Genomic DNA, 21,178 nt, shown 5'->3' with positions numbered 1-21,178 from the left:
TTCCTTCGTCAGTGCGGCGTGGCCGAATGATGATCGCCGCCGCCCATGTGCGCACCCAGCACGTGGCGCTCCGCGGTCGCGGCCGCCGTCTCGAACACGATCCGCCCCTCGCTCATCACGACGATCCGGTCGGCCATCTCCAGCAGTTCGTCGAGGTCTTCGCTGATCAGCAGCACCGCGCCGCCGCGCGCGCGCACCTGCACGATCCGGCCGTGGATCTCGGCGACCGCCGCGAAGTCCAGCCCGAACACGGGGTTCGCGGCAATCAGGACGTTGATGTCCCCGGCCAGTTCACGCGCCAGCACCGCCCGCTGCACGTTGCCGCCGGAGAGGCTGCGAATCGGCGCGCCCTCGCCCTGCGTCTTGACGCCGTACTCGGCAATCCATTCCCGCGCCCTGCTGCGCCAAAGCGGAAAGTTGAGCAGACCCGCACCGAGCGCGCGCCACGCGAGCGGCGGTTGATCGAAGTCCCGCAGCGCCATGTTCTCGGCCACGCTGAGTTCGCCCACGCAGGCGTTGCGCAAGGGCTCCTCCGGCAGGCTGCGCACCTTCAGGCGCCGGTTCTCCTCGCGCCGTGCGGCATAGGGCTCGCCCATCACCGTGACCCGGCCCGCCAGCCGTGGACGCTGGCCGACCAGCGCCTCGACCAGCTCGCGCTGGCCATTGCCCGAGACGCCCGCGACGCCGAGGATCTCGCCCGCGCGCACGAGAAGGCTGAGGTCGTGCACCGCCAGCGTTCCGCGGTCGCCCTGCGCCTGCAGGCCCTCGACCTGCAAGGCTACGCGCGCATCCGCCGCCGTCTCCTGCATCGCATGCAACGCGCGACCGACCGGCGCCTGGGTGTCGCCTTCGGGCGGCGGCGCTTCGCCCTCGCCCATCATGGCCGCGGCCAGGCGCGCGGGATTCGTCCCCGACACCTCGCAGTGGTGCACGGCCTTCCCGCGCCGCAGCACGGTGACGCTGTCGGCGTACGCCATCACCTCGCGAAACTTGTGCGTGATGATGAGCACCGTGCACATGCCGCTGCGCGCGAACTCGCGCACATGGCCCAGCACTTCATCGGCCTCCTGCGGCGTCAGCACCGAAGTCGGCTCGTCGAGGATCAGCAGGCGCGGCTTCAGGTAAAGCTGCTTGAGCAATTCGAGCTTCTGCTTCTCGCCGGCGGCCAGTTCGGAAGGGCGCACGTCGAGGTCCAGGCTGAATGGCGTGGTCGCGAGGAATTCCTTCAGCTCCGCGCGCTTGGACTTCCAGTCGATCAAAGCCGGCGTCTTGCCGCCGGCCAGCAGCAGGTTCTCGGCCACCGTCATGCCCGGGGCCAGCGTGAAATGCTGATAGACCATGCCGATGCCCAGCGCGCGCGCGACCACGGGATTCGCGATGTCCTGCTCGCGCCCGTCGATGAGGATGCTGCCTTCCTCCGCGCGCTGGAAGCCCGCCACGCATTTCACGAGCGTGCTCTTGCCCGCGCCGTTCTCGCCCAGCAGCGCATGCACCGTGCCGGGCTCGACGCGCATGGTCACGCGATCCATCGCGGTGAAGCTGCCGAAGCGCTTGGTGAGCTCGTAGGTGTCGAGCGCCAGCGCGCCGGTGGCGTGGGCCAGGGGCTGGACGGGTGCGATCATGGGACGGCCTTCATGTTCACATCGCCGGCAGCGCGTCGAGCAGCGCGCCGGAATGCGCATGGGCGCCGAACACGCCGCCCTGCATGGTGATCATCTTCAGCGCGGCAAGATGGTTGCCGTGGTCGGTCGCGGCCGTGCAATCCGACAGCAGCAGACATTCGAAGCCTCGATCGTTGGCATCGCGCATGGTCGTGTGCACGCACACGTCGGTAGTGATGCCGGCGAGGATCAGGTTCACGATGCCGCGCGTGCGCAGCACGAGATCGAGGTCGGTCGCATAGAAGGAGCCCTTGCCGGGCTTGTCGATCACCACCTCGCCGCGCAGCGGCGCCAAAGCGGGGATGATTTCCCAGCCGGGCTCGCCGCGCACCAGGATGCGCCCGCACGGGCCGTCGTCGCCGATACCCACGCCATTGGCGCCGATCTGGCGCGAGCGCCAGCGCTTATTGGCGGGCAGGTCGGCCAGGTCGGGGCGATGGCCTTCGCGCGTATGGATGATGGGAAATCCCAGCGGGCGCAAGCGCGCCAGCACGCGCGCGATCGGCTCGATCGGCGCCTGCACGAGGGAGAGGTCGTAGCCCATCACGTCGACGTACCCGCCCTTGCCGCAGAAGTCGGTCTGCATGTCGATCACGATCAGCGCGGTGTTGTCCGGCCGCAGCGCGCCGTTGTAGGGCCAGGCGTAGGGCTCGGCGGCGACGAAGCATGGGGGCTGCATCGAGGTGATCATGCGGAAACCAGCGGATGGTTCTCGGGGCCCTTGTAGGCGCGCTCGGGCGCCGCGAAGCCGAAGCCGGTGCCGTCGGTCACCTTGACCTCGGCGCTCCACGGCAGGCTGTAGCGGCCGGCCGCCATGTCCTTCATGTAGGTGTAGGGGCAATCCTGGGCGCCGCCCTTCACCGCCACGTAGCCGCGATGGTAGAGCTGGTAGATGTTGTTCTCCACGCCCCAGCCGGTGCGGGCCTCGCGCACCAGGTCGGGCCGCAGTTCGGCCGTGATGATCTCGTCCGGCCGCGCGCCGCCTTCCACCAGCACGGTGCCGTCGAAGTTGCAGAACATGCCTTCGCCCATCGAATCGAAGCTGCCGTCGCTGCCGCACATGCACACGCTCGCGGTAAGGGCGAGGTTGCAGAAGGCATTGGCCTGGTTGGTGATGCGCCATGCATGGCGGATCGGCGCGGTGTAGCCGGCCGTGCGAATGATGATCTCCGCGCCCTTGTACGCGGCTTCGCGCGCCATCTCCGGCAGCATGCCGTCGTGGCAGATGATGAGGGCGAGCCTGCTGCCGTTGGGGCCGTCGCATACCGGGATGCCGAGGTTGCCGGGCTCCCAGGGCTCGACCGGAACCCAGGGATGCATCTTGCGGTAGTAGAGCCGGATCGCGCCCTTGTCGTCGATGATCAGGCCGCTGTTGTAAGGGTTGCCGCCGGGGTTGGCTTCCATGATGGAGAAGCAGCCCCAGATCAGGTTGTCGATGCAGGCCTGGCGGAAGGCGCCAACTTCCGGGCCGTCGAGCGAGCACATGATCTCGGGCGAGGTGTCCATCGACAGGCCGTGCAGCGCGTACTCCGGGAAGACCACCAGGTCCATCGTGCCCTGGTTGCGCCGCGCCTTGGCGACCAGCTCGCAGATCCGCCGCGTCTGCGCCGCCAGATCGGCCGCCGTCCTGACGACCGGCAGCTGCAGCTGCACCAGCCCGACGACCACGCCGTGCTCCGACTTGTTCAACCCACCCAGACCACTCATTCAATCGACTCCCATGTTCAACGTGTGGACGACAGCTCGCCGGGGCTTCCGACGGCCACGCTGCCCGGCTTGCAGGTCAGCACGAGAATGACCAGGGTGAGCACGTAGGGCACCGTATTGAAGAGGTGATAGCCCCAGCCCACGCCGATCGATTGCAGCGCCGGACCGATCGCCCCGGCGCCGCCGAAGAGCAGCGCCGCGCCGACGCAGCGCAGCGGACTCCAGCGCGCGAAGATGACCAGCGCGACCGCAATCAGGCCCTGCCCGCTGGAGATGCCCTCGTTCCAGCTCCCCGGATAGAAAAGCGTCAGCGACGCGCCGCCCAGTCCCGCGATGAAGCCGCCGGCCGTGGTGGCCGCGATGCGCAGGCCCGAGACCGAGTAGCCGAGCGCCCGCGTGGCATTGGCCGAGTCGCCCGCCATGCGCACCAGCAGGCCGGCCCGCGTGCGCGCCAGGCCCCACCAGAGCAGCACGGCCAACGCCACGCCGACGGGCACCAGCGAATTGACCTGCAGCGCCGATCGGATCACCGGGTTGTCGCTCCAGTTGCCCAGCGCGATGGCCGGCAACTGCGGCGCCTGCGGCTGGATCAGGGGCTTGCCGAGATAGAAGGCCAGGCCCGTGCCGAACAGCATCAGCGCGATGCCGGTCGCGACGTCGTTGACGCGATCGAGCGAACACAGGAGTCCGTGCAGGAGCGCTAGCGCCGCACCCGCCGCCGCGCCAATCAGCACGCCGAGCCAGGGCGAGCCGGTGAGCCATGCGCCGCCGAACGACGCCATCGCCGACAGCACCAGCACACCCTCGAGGCCCAGATTGATGCGCCCGGATTTCTCCGTGAGGCACTCGCCGAGACTCACGAAGAGAAAGGGAGCGCCGACACGCAGCGCACCGCCCACGATGCCGGCCACCAGGGCGATCCATTGGTCGGCCGTCATAGCGCCGCCTCCTTGACCACCACCGCATCGGCAGCGCTGCGCGGCGCGCGGTTCTTCACCAACGTCTTCCAGTCGACCATGCGCAAGCCCTCGCTGGCAAGGATCAGGACGAAGGCCAGCCCTTGCAGCACCAGCACCGACGCATCGGGCAGGCCGAGCCGCCGCTGCAACAGGCTGCCCGCGGCACCGAAGCCGCCAAACAGGATCGCCACCGGGACGATCGCCACCGGGTTGTGACGCGCGATGAAGGACACCAGGATGCCGGCGTAGCCATAGCCGGCGATCAACGACGCGTTGGCATTGGTGTGCACCGCCGCCACTTCCACCGCGCCCGCGACCCCGGCGCAGGCGCCGCCGAGACCGCAGGCCGCGAGGATGAGCCGGTTCGCAGGCAGCCCGACCAGCTGGGCCGTACGCGGATTGCCGCCGACCACGCGGACCGCGAAGCCGGACGCCGTCAGCCGCAGCCACAGCCCCGAGACCACGCAGGCGACGATGCCGATCACCAGGCCCCAGTGCACATCCGAGCCGCCGATGCCGCCGATCGCCAGGCCCTCGGCCAGCGAACGCGTCGCCGGCTTGTTGAGGCTGGCGGGATCGCGCAGCGCGCCTTCGACCAGGTGCTTGAACAGGCCGATCGCGATGTAGGCGAGCAGCAGGCTGCTGATCGTCTCGTTGATGCCCCGGTACTGGCGCAGCCAGCCCGCGAGCGCAATCCACGCGGCACCCGCGATTGCGCCTGCGATGCACAGCATCACGGTGCCCACCACGTTGGCGGGCAGCGGCAGCGCATAGGGGAGCGCGGCACAGGCCAGCCCGCCCAGCACCAGCGCGCCCTCGCCACCGATGATGACCAGGCCCGCGCGCGCGGGAATCGCGACGCACAGCGCGGTGAGCATCAGGGGTGCGGCGCGCTGCAGGGTGTTCTGCCACGAGAACCAGTCGCCGAAGGCCCCCTTGAAGAGGATGACCCACACGTCGACCGGACTCACGCCCGCGAACCAGAYGAACACGCCGAACAGCAGCAACGCCGCCACGATGGCGAACGCTGGCAGCGCGACCTCTTTCAATGCGTTGGGCATCGTCGGCTCGCTGGACGCAACGGGTCAGCCGATGGAGCCGACCACGCCTTCGACGAGGTAGTTCATCTTCTCCAGCTCCAGGTCGGTCTGCTTCAGGGCCTTGCCCGGCGGAATGACGACCGCGCCCTTGTTGTCCTTCAGGCCGCCCTGGAAGATGTCGAAAGTGCCAGCAATCATCTTGCCCTTGATGTCGTCGGCTTTCTTCTTCGCCGCGTCGCTCACCATCGGGCCATAGGTGGACATCTTGACGTAGCCCTCCTTCAGGCCGCCGCGCAGGAAGTTGGGATGCGGCTTGCCGGTCCGGGCGGCGTCGACCACCGTCTTGTAGGCCGTGAGCCAGTTCCATTCGGCCCCGGTGAGGTAGGCGTTGGGCGCCAGCTTCGCCTGGCTGGCGTGGTAGCCGCACACCATCTTTCCGCGCTTGGCGGCGGTCTCCACGATCACCTTGGGTCCGTCCACGTGCATGGTGAAGACATCGCAGCCCTGGTCGGCCAGGCTGTTGGTGGCCTCGGCTTCCTTCACCGCCATCGACCAGTCTCCGGTGAAGATCACGCTGCAGGTGATGCTGGGGTCGACCGATCGCGCACCCATGGTGAAGGCGTTGATGTTGCGCAGCACCTGCGGAATCGGCTTGGCCGCGACAAAGGCGATCTTCTTGCTCTTCGTCATGTGGCCGGCGATGACGCCATTGAGGTACTGGCACTCGTCGATGTAGCCGAAGAAGCTGCCGACGTTCTTCGGGTGCTTGCCCTCGGTCCAGAGGCCGCCGCAGTGAGAGAAGCGCACGTCCGGGTATTTCGGCGCCACGGCCAGGATGTGCGGATCGAAGTAGCCGAAGGAGGTCGGGAACAGCAGCTTGGCGCCGTCCTGCGCGATCATCCCGGTCATCGTCTTCTGCACGGCCGCGGTCTCGGGCACGTTCTCTTCCTCCACCACCTTGATGCCGGCCAGCTTCTTGAGTTCGGCCGCCGCCTGCGCATGCGCCTGGTTGTAGCCGTAGTCGTCACGCGGACCGACATAGATGACGCCGACGGTCAGGGGCGTCTGCGCGCGGGCGAGAGCGCTCCATCCTCCCAGAGTGCCGGCGGCGCCGAGGGCTGCGAGAGACTTGAGGGAATCGCGACGATTGATCTGGCTCATGCGGATGCTCCGAAAGGTGATGAAAGAGAAAAACGCGGGTACCTTCTTGAATACAAGGTGGTGTGCATAAACCGTACCAAGGCGACCATGGCTGAATTCAGCCCAGCAGGCTGACGTGCGCCGCAACGACGCGCCAGCCTTGTGCGGTGCGCATCCATGTCTGGCTCTGGCGCCCCGTCCTTGTGCTTGCCTCGCGCCGGAATTCGATATTGGCGGTAGCGAAGTCCCGGCCATAGGTGGTGATGACGCTTTGCAGGACCTCGCGCGCCAGGCCCTGCGAAGGCCGGGCGGCGCGGAAGGCCCGGATCTCCTCGTAACCGTAGAGGTTCTCGGTCGCGCCGTAGCGCAGGGTGTGCGGGCTGTCCCAGAACAACTCGTCGAGCACCTCGACCTTGTTGTGGACGAGCGCGTCTTCATAACGCGCGCACGCGGCCGTCACTTCGGCAAGCACTTCGGGAATGTTGATCGCGGGCGTCATCGGTTCTTCTTTCGTCAAAGCCTGGCGACCGGCGCCTGCGCCACGCCGGCGGTTTCCAGCGCCGCGGCGACGCGCAGCACCAGGTCTTCGCGCCATGGCGCGGCGATGACCTGCACGCCGATCGGCAGGCAGGCATGCGCGCCCCAGATCGGCACGGCACACACCGGCAGGCCGATGCAGGAAATCGGCTGGGTCAGCAGGCCCATGTTGGGCCGCACCGGCAGGCGCTCGCCGTTGAGTTCGAACCATTCGGCGCCGATGGGTGTCGCCGCGCAGGGCGTGGCCGCGGCCAGCAGGATGTCGAAGCGATCGAAGAGCCGCGCCACCTGCTCGGCGTACAGCCGGCGCACGCGCTGCGCGCGCGCGATCCACGCGGCGGGCAGCAGCGTGCCGGCCAGGAAGCGGTCGCGCGAGAGCGGCTCGAAATCGTGCGCGCGGGTGCGCAAGTCGGGCAGATGCAGCGCGCCGCCTTCCGAATTGGTGATGAGGAAGGCCGCGGCGCGCCCCGCCTCGACCATCGGCAGTTCGAAGGTCTGGGTCGCACCCAGCGCCTGCGCCACCGTGTCGACGGCGTTGAGCGCTTCGGGCTGCACGCGTTCACGGAACCAGCCGCCGAGCACGCCGATGCGAAGCCCCTGCAGGCCGTGCGAGAGCGTGGGCAGCGTGGGCTCGACCGCGCGCTGCGCACAGCCGGGATCATGCGGGCCCATGCCCTCGGGACCCTGCATCGCATCGTAGGCCAGCGCGAGATCGCGCACCGAGCGCGCGAAGGGGCCCAGGTGATCGAGGCTCGATACGAAGGGGTAGCTGCCGGTGCGCGGCAGGCGGCCGAATGTGGGCTTGAGGCCGAAGACCCCGCACAGGGAGGCCGGGACGCGGATCGACCCGTTGGTGTCGGAGCCCAGAGTGAGCGGCACCTGTCCCGCAGCCACGGCGGCGCCGGAGCCGCCCGACGATCCTCCCGCGATGCGCGAGAGGTCGTGCGGGTTGTGCGTCGCGCCCACGTGGCTGTTCTCGGTCGTGAAGCCGTAGGCGTACTCGTCCATGTTGAGCGCGCCGACGAGCACCGCGCCCGCGCCCTCGAGGCGATGGACCAGCGCCGCGTCGCTGCGCGCCGGCGTGCTGTCGCGCTCGATCTTCGAACCCGCGAGGGTCTGCACACCCGCGATGTCGAACAGGTTCTTGACGGCGAAGGGCACGCCGAGCAGCGGCAACTCCCGCGTGCGCGCGCCCTTGTCGGATGCCAGTGAGGCGTCGACCTGGGCCGCGCGCCGCAGCGCGCGCTGGCGGATCACGTGGGTGAAGGCGTTGATGCGGCCATCCGTCGCGTCGATGCGGTCGAGGCTGGCCTGAACGAGCGTCAATGCGCTCACCGCCTGGTTGCGCACCGCGTCCGCCATGGCGGCGGCGTCCTGCTGGAGCAACACATCGGGCGTCATTCGGACTTCTCCGCCGGCGCTACGGGCGCGAAGCTCACCGCGGGTTCATTGCGCACGTCGAGCGGCACGGCCTCCAACACGGCCGCGAACTCCGCCGCCAGGGCGAAGAAGCGCAGCACGCCGGGACGATGGTCGGGCCCCAGGCGCAGCGCCAGCGCGGCCGAGGCGGCGTCGACATAGTTCTCGATCTGGACGGGTGTCATGGCGGCGGCCCTTTCAGCGGCGCACTTCGCGCTGGAAGATCTCCAGGCTCAGCTTCTTCATGCCGACGAAGCCGGGCGTGCTCAGGGTGTCGAGCGTGCGCGGGCGCGCGTCGCCATAGTCGAGGATCTCGGCCACGCGGGTCGGGCGCTTGGTCAGCAGCAGGACCCGGTCGGCCAGGTACACCGCCTCCTCGAGGTCATGCGACACCAGCAGCATGGTGGTGCCGGTCCGCATGAACACCTCCTGCAGCTTCTCGCGGATGAAGAGCGTCATCTCGAAGTCGAGCGCCGAGAAAGGCTCGTCGAGAAACAGCACCTCGGGGTTCGGCGCCAGCGCCCGCATGATCGACGCCGTCTGCTGCTGGCCGCCCGAGAGCTCGTAGGGATAGCGCCTGAGATCGAACTTGACGTCGAAGGAAGCGACGAGCTCTTCCATACGGCGGTCGACCTCCGCCTTGGAGCGTCCCTCGAGCTTGAGCGGGTAGGCGATGTTGTCGATGGTGCGCATCCACGGGAACATCGCCTCGCGGTAATTCTGGAACACGTAGCCGATCCTGGTGTCCTTGAGGGACTTGCCGTCGAAGAGGATCTCGCCGGAATCGATCGGGATCAGTCCCGCGATCATGTTGATGAGCGTCGACTTCCCGCAGCCGTTGGGGCCGAACACCGAGACGATCTTGTGCTTGGGGATGTCGAGATCGAAGTTCTCGTACAGCGGCCAGCCCGCGAAGTACTTGGTCAGCCCGCGGATCGTGATGTGCGTTCCGGCGGGGCCGGGCTTGAAGGCGGGCTTGGGCACGTCGGCGTAGACCGGCCCGCCGATGACGGTTTCCGTGGCTCTCATCTTCCGCTCCAATGCACGATGCGGCGCTCGGCCACGAGAAAGAGGATGTTGAGCGCATAGCCCAGCGCACCGGCGGCGATGATGGCGGCGTACATGCTCTTGACGTTGAGCACCTGCTGCGCATCGATGATGCGATGTCCCAGGCCGCTGTCGGAGCCGATGAACATCTCCGCCACGATCACGATGACCAGCGCCATGGAGACCGCCGAGCGAAGGCCGACGAAGGAAGGCTGCAGGCTCTCCCACACGAGCACGTCCTTGAAGATCTGCCAACGCGAGGCGCCCATCACGCGCGCCGCCATCACCCGCTGCTTACGCGCGTTGATCACGCCGTAGGCGCTGTTGAAGACGACGATGAGCAGGGCGCCGAAGGCGGCAATGGCGACCTTGTTGACGTCCGAGACGCCGAAGATCAGCAGGAAGAGGGGGATCAGCGCGGAGGACGGCGTCGAGCGGAAAAAGTCGATCAGGAACTCGACGCTGCGGTACGCCTTCTCGTTGCTGCCCAGCAGGACGCCCAGCGGCACGCCGATGGCGGCAGCGATGACGAAGGCTTCCAGCGTGCGCCACACCGTGACCGCGAAGTCTCGCAACAGCGGGCCGCCCGCCAGACCCGTGACGAGCGCGGCGATGGTGTCGGCCGGCGTGGGCAACAGGATCGGCTTGATGAAGCCGAGGCGCACCACGAGGTCCCAGACGATGAAGAGCGCAAGGGGTCCGACGACGGGCAGGAACTTGGCCCACGACGGCCGCCTCGGGGCGGCCGGGATCGCGGCGGCGGAGGCCGGCGCCCAGGGCGCGGCGGCTGCGGATGTCGAGCTCGTGTCGGCCATGGTCAAGCCCTGTAGAGCAGGCCGTCCACCGGCACCTTCTTCTCGAAGATGCCCTTGTCGGTGAACAGGTCGTAGAACTTCTGGAAATAGGCGACGTCGCTCGGCTTGAACTCGTTGTAGAGCATGTACGACGCCAGCGGGACCTCGGCAGTGAGCGGGCCCTCGATGGCCGTGTAGCCCTTCATGTGCTGTCTCGCGTCATCTGGCTTGCTGCGAACCAGTTCGACGCCGCGCGCGTAGGCGGCAATGAACTTCCTGGATTCGTCCGGGTGCTTCTTGAGCATCTCGCTCGTCAGGCTTGCCGCGCCGCCGTGCCAGGGGGCCATCGGATCGCCGAGGATGTACCTGGCGACCACGCCGGCCTCGACCACGCGCGTGGTGCCGTTCATGCGCCCGACGGTGCCGGTGGGTTCCAGCGTGTAGCAGGCATCGACCTGCCCGGCCACCAGCGACGCGACGTGCTGGCCGATCGGCAACTCGGACACCTGCGCGCCGGTGGCGCCCGCGCGCTCCAGCATGGTCTTGCACAGCGTCACGTTCTGGATGCCGGGGCCTGAGGCGACCTTCTTGCCCTTGAGGTCGGCCATTGTCCTGACGGGGCTGTCCTTGGCGACGATGAACTCGTCGAGCACGAACCTGGCGTTGCTCGGATTGGTGCAGAAGATCTTGAAGAGGCCCGGCTGCGCGATCTCGCCAATGGCGAGGTTGGCCGAGCCGGTACCGTTGGCGCTGCCGTCGCAGCGCCCGGAGAGCATGGCCTCCATGACCTGCTGCGCGCCTGCGAACTTGAGCGCCTCCACATCCAGCCCGGCTTCCTTGAAGTAGCCCCGATCCACCGCGGCGAAGAAAGGCAGGCCGGCGGCGACCGGCCAGTAGCCGATGCGGATCTTGGCGGCCGTCTGCGCGCGCACGAGCCCCGGCGACGCGAGCACGGCGAGCCCGGCCGCGCCGGCCTGGAGCACCTGCCTTCGCGAACGTCGCGTGGCGGGAGAAAGCGGTGTGTCGTCGATGGCCATGGGGTTCTCCGGAGGGTGTTGAATGGGTGGGGGGCGCGCCTCAGCCCTGGGCCGCGGGGCGCGACGCGATGTAGGCGCGCCATCCGCCGTGGTGCGTGATGTCTTCGGCGCCGGCCACGGCGAGCGCCTCGCAGATGAAGCCCTGCACACTGCTGCCGTCGGCCAGCACGAGACTGCCGATGCCCAACGGGGCCGCGATGAGCGCGACGAAGCTGCCGTAGTGCACGAGCGGCATTTCCCACACCTCGACCGCGATCGCCGCCCCCTCGCCCGGCGCCACGCGCAGCAGTCCGGGCTTTGGCGGCACAGTGCCCGGCAGTGCGTACAGGCGGTACTCGGGCGCGGTTGCTGCCGCGCTCAGCAGCCGTGCACCGCGCTCCACCAGTTGCGTGTTCAAGGGCATGCCCGAGAGATGGGCGCCGACGACCGCTACCTTGACCGTCGCCGGCTGCGAGATGACCGGCAGCGCTTCGGCGGGCGGCATCGCCTCGCCGGTCGCGCCCAACGTCAGGCCGGTGGCGTGATGGAAGCGCTGGCCGAGTTCGGCGAGCTGGAAGTCGCTGCCGCACGGCCCGATCAGCGTGATGCCGAAGGGCAGGCCGTCGGCTCGCAGACTGGCGGGCACGGCGATCGCCGCGTAATCGAGCAGGTTCACGAAGTTCGTGAATTCGCCGAGGTTGCGGTTGAGCGCCACCGGATCGGCCTGCATGGCCTCGATCGTGTAGTGGGTGGGTGCGGTGGGCACCAGCAGCAGGTCGATGTCGCGCCAGATCGTCGCGGCGCGCTGGCCGAGCGCGTGCAGCTTCGTGCGGGCATCGACGAAATCGGCCGCGCTGTATCGGCGCCCCTGCGCCAGGATGCTGCGCACCGGCTCGATGACCTCCTCTTCGTGGGCATCGAAGAAGCCACGCACCGCCGCGTAGCGCTCCGCGACCAGCGCACTGTCGTAGAGCAAGGCGGCGGTCTCCGCGAGCGGCGCATAGTCCACGGCGACCGGGATACCGCCCAAGGCCTGCATCTGCCCGATGGCCGTTTCGAAGGCCGCGGCCGCGGCCTCGTCACCGAAGAAGCGCAGCGGGGACGGCACGCCGAATCGAAAGCCCCTGGCCCAGGGCGTCGTCGCCAGCGTCAGCTTGCGGGCATAGGGGTCCTCGGCGTCGAAGCCCATCGCCGCTTGCAGCACACGCGCGGCCAGGCCGACGGTCCGCGCGAAGATGGAGACGCAATCGACGCTCTGCGCCGCCGGCACCACGCCGCTGGCGCTGATCAGCCCGCGCGTGGGCTTGATGCCCACGATGTTGTTGAGCCCCGCCGGCACGCGCCCGGAGCCGGCGGTGTCGGTGCCCAGCGCAAAGTCGGCCTCGCCGGTCGCGACCACGTAGGCCGATCCGGCGCTCGACCCCCCCGACACATAGCGGGAATCGAAGCTGTTGGGCACGGCGCCATAGGGCGAGCGCGTGCCGTTCAGGCCGCAGGCGAACTGGTCGAGATTGGTCTTGCCGAGCAAGACCGCACCGGCATCGAGCAAGCGCTGCACCACACGGGCATTGCGGGCGGCCATGTGCGAGAAGGCGGGACAGGCGGCGGTGGTCGCAAGGCCGGCGGCATCGATGTTGTCCTTGACGGCAAAGCTCAGGCCGGCCAAGGGGCCCGGCGCAGCGCTCGCGCCGCCACGCATCGGCGCGGCGAGCCGTGCGATCCAGGCCTGCGGGGCCGCCTTGCCGAGCTGTCCACTTCCATGCACCATCTTCAAGCATCCTGTCTTGTGTACAAGATCAGATGCAAGCAGCGTGCCAAGTCATCCCGGGGCGGGTGGCGCCGCAAGGCGCCGGGAATTCACTCGGCCAGCCGGCGCCCGGCTCGGCCGCAGGGCTTGCGTGAATAATAGGAAGCCCTCAACGCTCTAGTTCATGTCCGCACCACCGGCTGCCGAAGCCCCCCCTTCCCTGCCCTGGCGCGACGCGCTGAAGGTCTATCTCGAACCCGCGACGCTGCGCATGCTGGCGCTGGGCTTCTCTGCGGGCCTGCCGCTGCTGCTCGTGCTGGGCACGCTCAGCTTCCGTTTGCGCGAAGCGGGGATCGACCGCACCACCATCGGCTACCTGAGCTGGGTCGGACTCGCGTACGGCTTCAAATGGGCCTGGGCGCCGCTGGTGGACCGATTGCCGATTCCGCCGCTGACCACGCTGCTCGGGCGCCGCCGCGGCTGGCTGCTGCTCGCCCAGCTGATGGTGATCGCCGGCCTGGCGGGCATGGCCTTCAGCGACCCACGCGACGGCCTGCGGCCGCTCATCGGCTTCGCGCTCGCCACGGCCTTCGGCTCGGCCACGCAGGACATCGCGCTGGACGCCTTTCGCATCGAATCGGCGGCCACGCGCAAACAGGCGGCGCTGGCCGCCGCCTACCAGACCGGCTACCGCCTGGCGATGATCTGGGCCGGCGCCGGCGTCCTGTGGATCGCGACCTGGGCCGAGATCGCCGGCGCCACCGGCTACCAGAACGGCGCCTGGAAGGCCGCCTACCTGGTGATGGCGGCGTCCATGGCAGTCGGCGTGCTCACCGTGCTCCTGTCGGCCGAGCCGGCGCGCGCCACCCTGCCCAGGCCGAAGAGTACGGCCGAATGGCTGCAGAGCGTGTTGATCGAGCCCTTCGCCGACTTCATCCGCCGCTACAAATGGCAGGCCGTGCTGATCCTGTCGCTGATCGCGATCTATCGCATCAGCGACGTCGTCATGGGCATCATGGCCAACCCCTTCTACGTCGACATGGGCTTCACCAAGGACGAGGTCGCGACCGTCAGCAAGATCTATGGCGTGGTCATGACCCTGGTCGGCGCCTTTGTCGGCGGCGTGCTGTCGATGCGCTTTGGCGTGATGCGCGTGCTGATGCTGGGCGCCGTCCTGAGCGCGGCGAGCAACCTGCTCTTCGCCTGGCTCGCAACGCGCGGCCACGACCTCCGGGGGCTGATCTTCGTGGTGTCGGCCGACAATCTGGCCGGCGGCATCGCCTCGGCGGCCTTCATCGCTTATCTGTCGAGCCTGACGAACATCAGCTACTCCGCCACGCAATATGCTCTGTTCAGTTCGCTGATGCTCCTGCTGCCGAAGTTCATCGCGGGTTATTCGGGCCTGTTCGTCGACGCCTATGACTATGGCACCTTCTTCATCGCTACCGCGGCGCTGGGCATACCTGTGCTGTTCCTGGTTGCGTTCGCGTCGCGGCTCGCCGCCAAGAACGGACGAACACCCGAATAGTCGAATCCCTGGCAAAATGGTGCCATAATAGAACCATTGTGGAGGTGTCATGGCGAACTGGTCCATCAAGGACGTGCCGGAGGATTTGGCGGAGCGGGTGCGACTGCGCGCCGCTCGAAACCATCGCTCACTGCAGGGCGAGTTGATGGCCATCATCGAGCATGCCGTGCGCAATGAGACAGAGGGCGCGGCCGCCGAGTCGCTTCCCCCGCCAGCCTGGCTGGCCCGGCCGGGCTTTGCCGGGGTCGCCACCGGCGTGAACGGCCGGACGGCCGTTCGGCGCGGCACCAAGATGATCGAGCAGATCGCCACCGAACACCGCGCCAGGTTTCCCGATTCCATCGATTCCGGCCCCGGCGCGCTCGACATTCTTCGCGCGGAAGGGGATGCCGAATGAAGCGCAGCGTTCTCATCCCATTCACCGCCGAGCCGCCACCCGGGTACGCGCATCGCCCCCCGATGGTGGTGGACGGCACTGCGCTCGGCGCCGTCCTCTTCGACGAGCCGGCGCGCGATGCCGCGCTGGCTCGACTCATCGGCCGCACCTTGCACGCACCCTATCTGCTGGACCATGAGATCGTCACCGTCGCGCTGCACAAGCGCGCCAAGGACTGGCCCGCGGAATCGCTGGCACTCGCCTTGGCCGACTACGCGGCGTACGAGATCGAATTGCACCCGGTCGACCTGATGGCGCAGTACGAGTTGGCGGTACGCTACGGGCTCTCGTCCGACCGCGCCGCCTACCTTTGGCTGGCGGCCGAGTTGCGGGCGCCGCTTGTCACCTTCGACAAGGGCCTCGCCACCGCCGCCCAGGCGCATCTGAGCACCCTGCCTTGAGGCCCGCTCCGGCGAGGCATACCCGCCGATAGCGCGCCGGAGTAATGAACTGGTACTCTTGCCGCAATTCGCCACATTTGTGACAGCCGTGCTCAACCGCATTCAACCCCTAAAGATCAGCGCCTTCACCGCGACTTCGGCCGTCGGTGTGGGCAATGCCTCACTCCTCGCAGCGCTCGAGAACTCGCGAAGCGGCCTGCGCGCCAACGATTTCGGCCCGACGCCGCTACCGACCTGGATCGGCCGTGTCGACGGCCTCGAAGATCTTCGGTTGCCGCAGCCGCTTGCCGACTGGGACTGCCGCAACAACCGGCTGGCCTGGCTTGGCCTGCAGGCCGACGGCTTCATGGAGGCCGTGGCGGCGGCGCGCGAACGGCACGGGCCGACGCGCATCGCCCTGATCCTCGGGACCTCGACCTCCAGCATCGGCGAAACCGAAGCGGCCTATACCGAGCTCGCGGACGATGGCAGCTTCCCCGCCAGCCAGCGGCGGCCGAAAGTCCATACGCCGCATTCGCTCGCGATGTTCGTGCAGGAAGCCCTGGGCCTCGAAGGCCCTGCGGAAACGATCTCCACCGCCTGTTCGTCAAGCGCCAAGGTGTTCGCCTCGGCGGAGCGCCTGATCCGCCTCGGCCTGGTCGACGCGGCCGTGGTCGGCGGGGTGGATACGCTCTGCGGAAGCGTGCTGTTCGGGTTCAATTCGCTCGAGCTGGTGTCACCGCAGCCCTGCCGCCCCTTCGACGCCGACCGCAACGGCATCAGTCTCGGCGAGGCCGCTGGCTTCGCGCTGGTGGAGCGCGGCCGCGGCCCCCTCGAACTGCTGGGCTATGGCGAGGCAAGCGACGCCCACCACATGTCCACGCCGCATCCGGAAGGCCGGGGCGCCGAAAGGGCGTTGGACGAAGCGCTGGCACGTGCCGGCCTGGCGGCAGACGCCATCGACTACATCAACATGCACGGAACCGCCAGCACGAAGAACGACGAAGTCGAAGGCGCCATGGTGGCCCGGCGCTTCCCCCCGTCGACGCATGCCAGTTCGACCAAGGGCTTCACCGGCCATACGCTGGGCGCGGCGGGCATCGTCGAAGCCGTGATTAGCCTGCTGGCGATCGAGACGGGCCTGATGCCCGGCAACGTCAATACAACCACGGTCGATGCCGACTGCGGCCCGCAGATCAGGCTCGAGCCCGCGCGCGGCAACGTGCGCCACGTGCTGAGCAACTCCTTCGGCTTCGGGGGCAACAACTGCTCGCTCATCTTCGGCAAGGGAGCCGCCGCATGAGCGCGCACAACGCTACGCCCAGGCTCTACATCGAGGGTCCGGCCTTCTGGGCGCCCACCCTGCCCGGTTGGGAAACAGCGCGCGCCGTGTTCCGCGGCGAAGCCGCGCCCGTCGATCCCCCGGCCAAGCGCCCGTCGCCGCAGTTGCTCGCACCGGCCGAGCGGCGGCGCGCGCCCGACACGGTGGCCCTGGCGCTCGAAGTGGCGGGCGCCGCCATCGCCGCGTCGGGCCGCAACGCAGCGGACCTGCCCTGCGTGTTCGTCTCGGCGCATGGCGACCTCGGGATCAACGACTACATGTGCACGACGCTCGCCAACGACCCCAAGCTGCTGTCGCCGATCAAGTTTCACAACTCGGTCCACAACGCCGCGGTGGGCTACTGGACGATCGGCACCGGCTGCATGGCGCCGAGCAATTCACTGTCCGCCTATGACAGCAGCTTCGCGGCCGGCCTCCTTGAAGCTGCGGCGCAATGCGCCGCCGACGACTGCGCGGTGCTGCTGACGGGTTACGACATGCCGGCGGTGGGCGCCCTCTCCTCGGTCACCACGAGCCGGGAGCTGCTTGCTGTCGCCTTCGTGGTCTCTCCGACGCCCACCGAGCGGACCGTGGCCTCCTTCGAATGGGCGCTCGCGAGCGGCCCGATGCCGCCGCACGCCGCGCAGACCGCAGCCGCGCATGCGCTCAGCGGCAACGCAATGGCCGACGCGCTGCCGCTGTTCGAAGCCTTGGCGCGCGGCAAGACCGAGTCCGTGAACCTGCCCCTGTCTGGCAAGTTGTCCCTGCAGTTGCGCCTCGAACCGCAAGGCTGAGCCCCATGAACGAAATCCTCCGCCAGCACGACGTCGTGATCATGGGTGGAGGACTCGCGGGGCTCACGCTCGCGCTGCAGCTCAAGCGGCGCCTTCCCGAGATCGACGTCGTGGTGCTGGAGCGCCGCGCGCACCCGGTGCCGCATGCGACGCACAAGGTCGGCGAATCCTCCGTCGAGATCGGCGCGCACTATTTCGACACGGTGCTGGGGCTCAAGCCCCACATGCAAGGCGCCCAGCTGCGCAAGTTCGGCTTCCGCTTCTTCTTCAGCGAAGGCCGGCGCGACATCGACCAGGTGACCGAGATCGGCGCGAGCCGCTACCTCTCGGTCCCGAGCTACCAGATCGACCGGGGCATCTTCGAGAACTACCTGGCCGAGGAGGCCGCGCGCAGCGGCGTGCGTTTCGTCGACAACGCGCTGGTGCGCCGCATCGACCTGGCCGAGGACGCGCACCGCCCGCACCGTCTCGAGTGGACGCAGGACGGCGAGACGCGCGTCATCCACGCCCGCTGGCTGATCGACGCCTGCGGACGCGCCAGCATGCTCAAGCGCAAGCTCGGCCTGGCGCAACCCAATGCGCACGACTGCAACGCCGTGTGGTTCCGCATCGGCGACCGGATCACGATCGACGACTGGAGCGACAACGCCGAGTGGCGCGCACGCTGCGAGCCGCAGGCGCGCTGGCTGTCGACCAATCACCTGGTCGGGGCGGGCTACTGGGTCTGGCTGATCCCGCTGGCATCGGGTTCGCATTCGGTCGGCATCGTGGCCGACCCGCGCCTGCATCCGCTCGACACCATGGACAGCTTCGACAAGGCCATGGCGTGGTTCCGGACCTGGCAGCCGCGCCTGTACGACGAACTCGACGGCAAGCGCCATCTGCTGCAGGACTTCGCCTTCTTCCGCAATTTCTCGTACGGCTGCAAGCAGGTGTTCTCGGGCCATCGCTGGGCCCTGACCGGCGAAGCGGGGCTCTTTCTGGACCCGTTCTATTCGCCGGGCAGCGATTTCATCGCGATGAGCAACACCTACATCACGGACCTCATCGCGCACGATCGCGCCGGGCACGCGCTGGAGGCCCGCGCGCAGCTCTACGACCAGATCTACCACTCGTTCTACGAGAGCACACTGGCCCTCTACACCGACCAATATGCGCTCTTCGGCGATCCGCAAGTGCTGCCTGTGAAGGTGATCTGGGACTACACCTACTACTGGGGCGTGCTCTCGCAGATCTTCTTCCAGCACCGGCTCACCGACCTGGGGCTGCTGGGCAGCCTGCGCGAGGAACTCCAGCACTGCCAGCGGCTCAACGTGGCCGTGCAGGAATTCCTGCGGGCCTGGTCGGGCGTGAGCGACAAGCGCAATCCGGCGGTGATGCTCGACCAGGCGGCTCTGCCCTGGTTTGCGGAACTCAATCGCAGCCTGAACGACCGGCTCGACGACGAGGCGTTCAGGGCACGGATGCGGGCCTCGGTCGATCAGTTGCGGGCGCTGGCGGGCGAAATCCTGGTACGCGCCACCCAGGAGCATCCGGACCTGGACGGCGCCGCGCTGCGCATCGTGATGGGGGAGAGGATGACGGTGGAGCGTGCCGGCGCCACCCTGGCGCCCATGCTCTTCGAGCCGGCCTGACGGATACCAGCGGCTGCGAGGTTTACGCCAACTTTACGGACCGTTCAAGCCTGCTTGTCGGCGCCGGAACACGCTACGCATTTGAAAGCCAGCATCGCTGGTCGAGGATCGAGATGAGCACCCCCCAACTCCTGATGATCGAAGACGACACCCGACTGGCGCAGATGGTCGGCGAATACCTGACGCAGTCGGGTTTCGGCTTCACCCACGCAGCCGACGGCGCCAGCGGCATCGAACAGCTGCAGCAGCGCGCGCCGGATCTGGTCATCCTCGACCTGATGCTGCCCGACACCGACGGGCTGGACGTCTGCAGGCGCATCCGCGCGCTGCCCAACGGCCTTTCCAAGGTGTCCGTGTTGATGCTGACCGCCAAGGGCGACCCGATGGACCGCATCATCGGCCTGGAGATCGGCGCCGACGACTACCTGCCCAAACCCTTCGAGCCACGTGAACTGCTGGCCCGCATTCGTGCGGTGCTGCGACGTCGCGGCGAAACGCAGGGCGAAGCGACGGCCACGACCGTGATGCGCTTCGGCTCGCTCGAAATCGATCGAAACGCACGCACGGTCACCGTCGGCGGCGAGGTCGCGGACCTCACCTCCTACCAGTTCGACCTGCTGGTCACGATGGCCGAGCGCGCCGGCCGGGTGCTGACCCGCGACCAGATCATGGAAGCCGTGCGCGGCCGCGAGCTGGAAGCCTTCGACCGCTCGATCGACGTCCACATGGGCCGCATTCGCGCCGGCATCGAGGTCGACGCCAAGAATCCGAAGCGCATCCTGACCGTGCGCGGTGTGGGCTACGTCTTCGCCAAGCAGCAAGACTGATGCTCCTCAAGCTCTATCGCCGGCACCTCTACGTCCGCATCTGGCTGGCGGTGGTCGGCGGCGTGTTCATCCTCACGCTGACCGCGAACTGGATCGTGCGCGTCGCGGCCGAGAACGAGCGCGAACGCCTGGCTCCCGTGCCGCGCGAGGTCGTGGTACTCGACGACCAGGACCACCCGGTCGGCAAGGGCACCGCCCTGCGCATCCCCGGGCAAGGGCTCGAGTTCGATGTGACGCTGAGCGACGGGCGCGCCCTCACGCTGCGCGTGGCGCCGCGCGAACGCCCGCCGGGCACCGTGCTGCAACCCTGGCGCACGCCTTTCGGGCTGGGCTGGATGGTGGCGCTGGTCGGTGTCGCTGTCGCGCTGGGCGTCTACCCCATCGTGCGCAAGCTGACCCAGCGGCTCGAGGTGCTGCAGCGCGGCGTGCAACGCTGGGGCGAGGGCGACCTGTCGGTGCGCGTGGCCGCAGAAGGACAGGACGAGGTCGCCGACCTGTCCAAGCGCTTCAACGCCGCCGCAGGCCGCATCGAGGAACTCGTTCGCTCGCACAAGTCGCTGCTGGCCAATGCCTCGCACGAACTGCGCTCGCCGCTCACCCGCATCCGCATGAGACTGGAGCTGATGGGCGACCATCCGAGCCCCGGCGCACGCGAGGAGATTGCACGCAACATCGGCGAACTCGACCAATTGATCGACGAGATCCTGCTGGCCAGCCGGCTCGACGCGAAGGAAGCCGACATGGGCACCATCGAGGCGGTGGACCTCACCGGGCTGGCGGCCGAGGAATGCGCGCGCGTCGAAGCCGACCTGGAGCTGGCGGAATACAGCGACAGCACCGCGCTGACCGTGCGCGGCGTGCCGCGCCTGTTGCGACGCGCTATCCGCAACCTGCTGGAGAATGCGCGGCGCTACGGGGCAGGCGAGATCACGCTCGAACTCGGAGCGCGCCCCGGCAAGGCCGAAATCCGGGTCAGCGACCGGGGCCCCGGCGTTCCGGCGGCGCTGCGCGAGCGCATCTTCGAGCCCTTCTATCGACTGCCCGGCGCCAGCGAACGCAACGGCGGCGTCGGCCTGGGCTTGGCACTCGTCAAATCGATCAGCGAGCGCCACGGAGGCAGCGTGCGCTGCGAGGATCGTCCGGGAGGCGGCGCTCGCTTTGTCATCACCCTGCCGGTAGGCTGACGCCGTC

21 protein-coding genes are annotated in these 21,178 nt (G+C 68.3%); 8 read left to right on the top strand and 13 right to left on the bottom strand.

Translation table 11 applies throughout. The features are described 5' to 3' along the window. Nucleotides 1-8: 8 nt before the first annotated feature. From AC1DNF_RS19925 to atzF, 13 genes are all read right to left on the bottom strand, one after another. Entirely contained in the window at nt 9-1,622 is a 1,614-nt protein-coding gene (locus AC1DNF_RS19925) for an ABC transporter ATP-binding protein (protein ID WP_478150343.1), read from the bottom strand. A 16-nt stretch (nt 1,623-1,638) separates the two neighbouring features. Further along, nucleotides 1,639-2,352: a biuret amidohydrolase gene (gene biuH, locus AC1DNF_RS19920; RefSeq protein ID WP_478150342.1), complete on the bottom strand. Its 714-nt coding sequence runs from the start codon at nt 2,350-2,352 to the stop codon at nt 1,639-1,641. After that, nucleotides 2,349-3,368, bottom strand: a complete 1,020-nt coding sequence (locus AC1DNF_RS19915; protein ID WP_478150341.1) for a formamidase — start codon at nt 3,366-3,368, stop codon at nt 2,349-2,351. Before AC1DNF_RS19915 ends, biuH begins: the two co-directional genes overlap by 4 nt. Before the next feature lie 17 nt (nt 3,369-3,385). After that, entirely contained in the window at nt 3,386-4,306 is a 921-nt protein-coding gene (locus AC1DNF_RS19910; RefSeq protein WP_478150340.1) for an ABC transporter permease, read from the bottom strand. Continuing rightward, nucleotides 4,303-5,388 (bottom strand): ABC transporter permease, encoded by a 1,086-nt coding sequence (locus AC1DNF_RS19905; RefSeq protein ID WP_478150339.1) that lies wholly within the window; start codon nt 5,386-5,388, stop codon nt 4,303-4,305. Before AC1DNF_RS19905 ends, AC1DNF_RS19910 begins: the two co-directional genes overlap by 4 nt. Before the next feature lie 24 nt (nt 5,389-5,412). Next, nucleotides 5,413-6,528 carry a BMP family ABC transporter substrate-binding protein gene (locus AC1DNF_RS19900; RefSeq protein ID WP_478150338.1) on the bottom strand — a complete coding sequence of 372 codons (1,116 nt, stop codon included), beginning with the start codon at nt 6,526-6,528 and terminating at the stop codon, nt 5,413-5,415. Nucleotides 6,529-6,625: 97 nt separating this feature from the next. Then, nucleotides 6,626-7,006 carry an oxalurate catabolism protein HpxZ gene (gene hpxZ / locus AC1DNF_RS19895; protein ID WP_478150337.1) on the bottom strand — a complete coding sequence of 127 codons (381 nt, stop codon included), beginning with the start codon at nt 7,004-7,006 and terminating at the stop codon, nt 6,626-6,628. 14 nt (nt 7,007-7,020) lie between these two features. Next, complete coding sequence (locus AC1DNF_RS19890; protein WP_478150336.1) at nt 7,021-8,445, bottom strand: AtzE family amidohydrolase; 1,425 nt, start codon at nt 8,443-8,445, stop codon at nt 7,021-7,023. Further along, nucleotides 8,442-8,648 carry an AtzG-like protein gene (locus tag AC1DNF_RS19885; RefSeq protein WP_478150335.1) on the bottom strand — a complete coding sequence of 69 codons (207 nt, stop codon included), beginning with the start codon at nt 8,646-8,648 and terminating at the stop codon, nt 8,442-8,444. Before AC1DNF_RS19885 ends, AC1DNF_RS19890 begins: the two co-directional genes overlap by 4 nt. A gap of 13 nt (nt 8,649-8,661) precedes the next feature. Then, nucleotides 8,662-9,492: an ABC transporter ATP-binding protein gene (locus AC1DNF_RS19880; protein WP_478150334.1), complete on the bottom strand. Its 831-nt coding sequence runs from the start codon at nt 9,490-9,492 to the stop codon at nt 8,662-8,664. Continuing rightward, the gene (locus tag AC1DNF_RS19875; protein WP_478150333.1) at nt 9,489-10,325 is read right to left on the bottom strand and encodes an ABC transporter permease; all 837 of its coding nucleotides are present in this window, start codon (nt 10,323-10,325) and stop codon (nt 9,489-9,491) included. The genes AC1DNF_RS19880 and AC1DNF_RS19875 overlap by 4 nt, the downstream gene beginning before the upstream one ends. A gap of 2 nt (nt 10,326-10,327) precedes the next feature. Then, nucleotides 10,328-11,341, bottom strand: coding sequence for an ABC transporter substrate-binding protein (locus AC1DNF_RS19870; protein WP_478150332.1), 1,014 nt, complete (start codon nt 11,339-11,341; stop codon nt 10,328-10,330). A gap of 40 nt (nt 11,342-11,381) precedes the next feature. Continuing rightward, a complete protein-coding gene (gene atzF, locus AC1DNF_RS19865; RefSeq protein WP_478150331.1) occupies nt 11,382-13,088 on the bottom strand; it encodes an allophanate hydrolase in 1,707 nt (568 codons plus the stop codon). Between the two features lie 163 nt (nt 13,089-13,251). Here atzF and AC1DNF_RS19860 point away from each other — a divergent pair, with 163 nt between their 5' ends. The 8 genes from AC1DNF_RS19860 to AC1DNF_RS19825 all read left to right on the top strand — a co-directional run bounded on the left by AC1DNF_RS19860 (nt 13,252) and on the right by AC1DNF_RS19825 (nt 21,171). After that, nucleotides 13,252-14,595 (top strand): AmpG family muropeptide MFS transporter, encoded by a 1,344-nt coding sequence (locus tag AC1DNF_RS19860; protein WP_478150330.1) that lies wholly within the window; start codon nt 13,252-13,254, stop codon nt 14,593-14,595. A gap of 49 nt (nt 14,596-14,644) precedes the next feature. Further along, nucleotides 14,645-14,992 (top strand): FitA-like ribbon-helix-helix domain-containing protein, encoded by a 348-nt coding sequence (locus tag AC1DNF_RS19855; protein WP_478150329.1) that lies wholly within the window; start codon nt 14,645-14,647, stop codon nt 14,990-14,992. Then, complete coding sequence (locus tag AC1DNF_RS19850) at nt 14,989-15,432, top strand: type II toxin-antitoxin system VapC family toxin (protein WP_478150328.1); 444 nt, start codon at nt 14,989-14,991, stop codon at nt 15,430-15,432. The genes AC1DNF_RS19855 and AC1DNF_RS19850 overlap by 4 nt, the downstream gene beginning before the upstream one ends. Before the next feature lie 88 nt (nt 15,433-15,520). Beyond that, the gene (locus AC1DNF_RS19845; protein ID WP_478150327.1) at nt 15,521-16,714 is read left to right on the top strand and encodes a beta-ketoacyl-[acyl-carrier-protein] synthase family protein; all 1,194 of its coding nucleotides are present in this window, start codon (nt 15,521-15,523) and stop codon (nt 16,712-16,714) included. After that, on the top strand, nt 16,711-17,526 hold the full coding sequence (locus AC1DNF_RS19840; protein WP_478150326.1) for a beta-ketoacyl synthase chain length factor: 816 nt from the start codon (nt 16,711-16,713) through the stop codon (nt 17,524-17,526). The genes AC1DNF_RS19845 and AC1DNF_RS19840 overlap by 4 nt, the downstream gene beginning before the upstream one ends. Before the next feature lie 5 nt (nt 17,527-17,531). Then, nucleotides 17,532-19,160: an NAD(P)/FAD-dependent oxidoreductase gene (locus AC1DNF_RS19835; protein WP_478150325.1), complete on the top strand. Its 1,629-nt coding sequence runs from the start codon at nt 17,532-17,534 to the stop codon at nt 19,158-19,160. Nucleotides 19,161-19,273: 113 nt separating this feature from the next. Next, nucleotides 19,274-19,987, top strand: coding sequence for a response regulator (locus AC1DNF_RS19830; RefSeq protein WP_478150324.1), 714 nt, complete (start codon nt 19,274-19,276; stop codon nt 19,985-19,987). Next, on the top strand, nt 19,987-21,171 hold the full coding sequence (locus tag AC1DNF_RS19825) for an ATP-binding protein (RefSeq protein WP_478150323.1): 1,185 nt from the start codon (nt 19,987-19,989) through the stop codon (nt 21,169-21,171). Before AC1DNF_RS19830 ends, AC1DNF_RS19825 begins: the two co-directional genes overlap by 1 nt. The last annotated feature ends 7 nt before the right edge of the window (nt 21,172-21,178 follow it).

Source organism: Variovorax sp. 01T432 (genome assembly GCF_056398605.1).
Note: the sequence above shows the minus strand (reverse complement) of the source record. Positions and strands in the feature narration are given on the sequence as shown.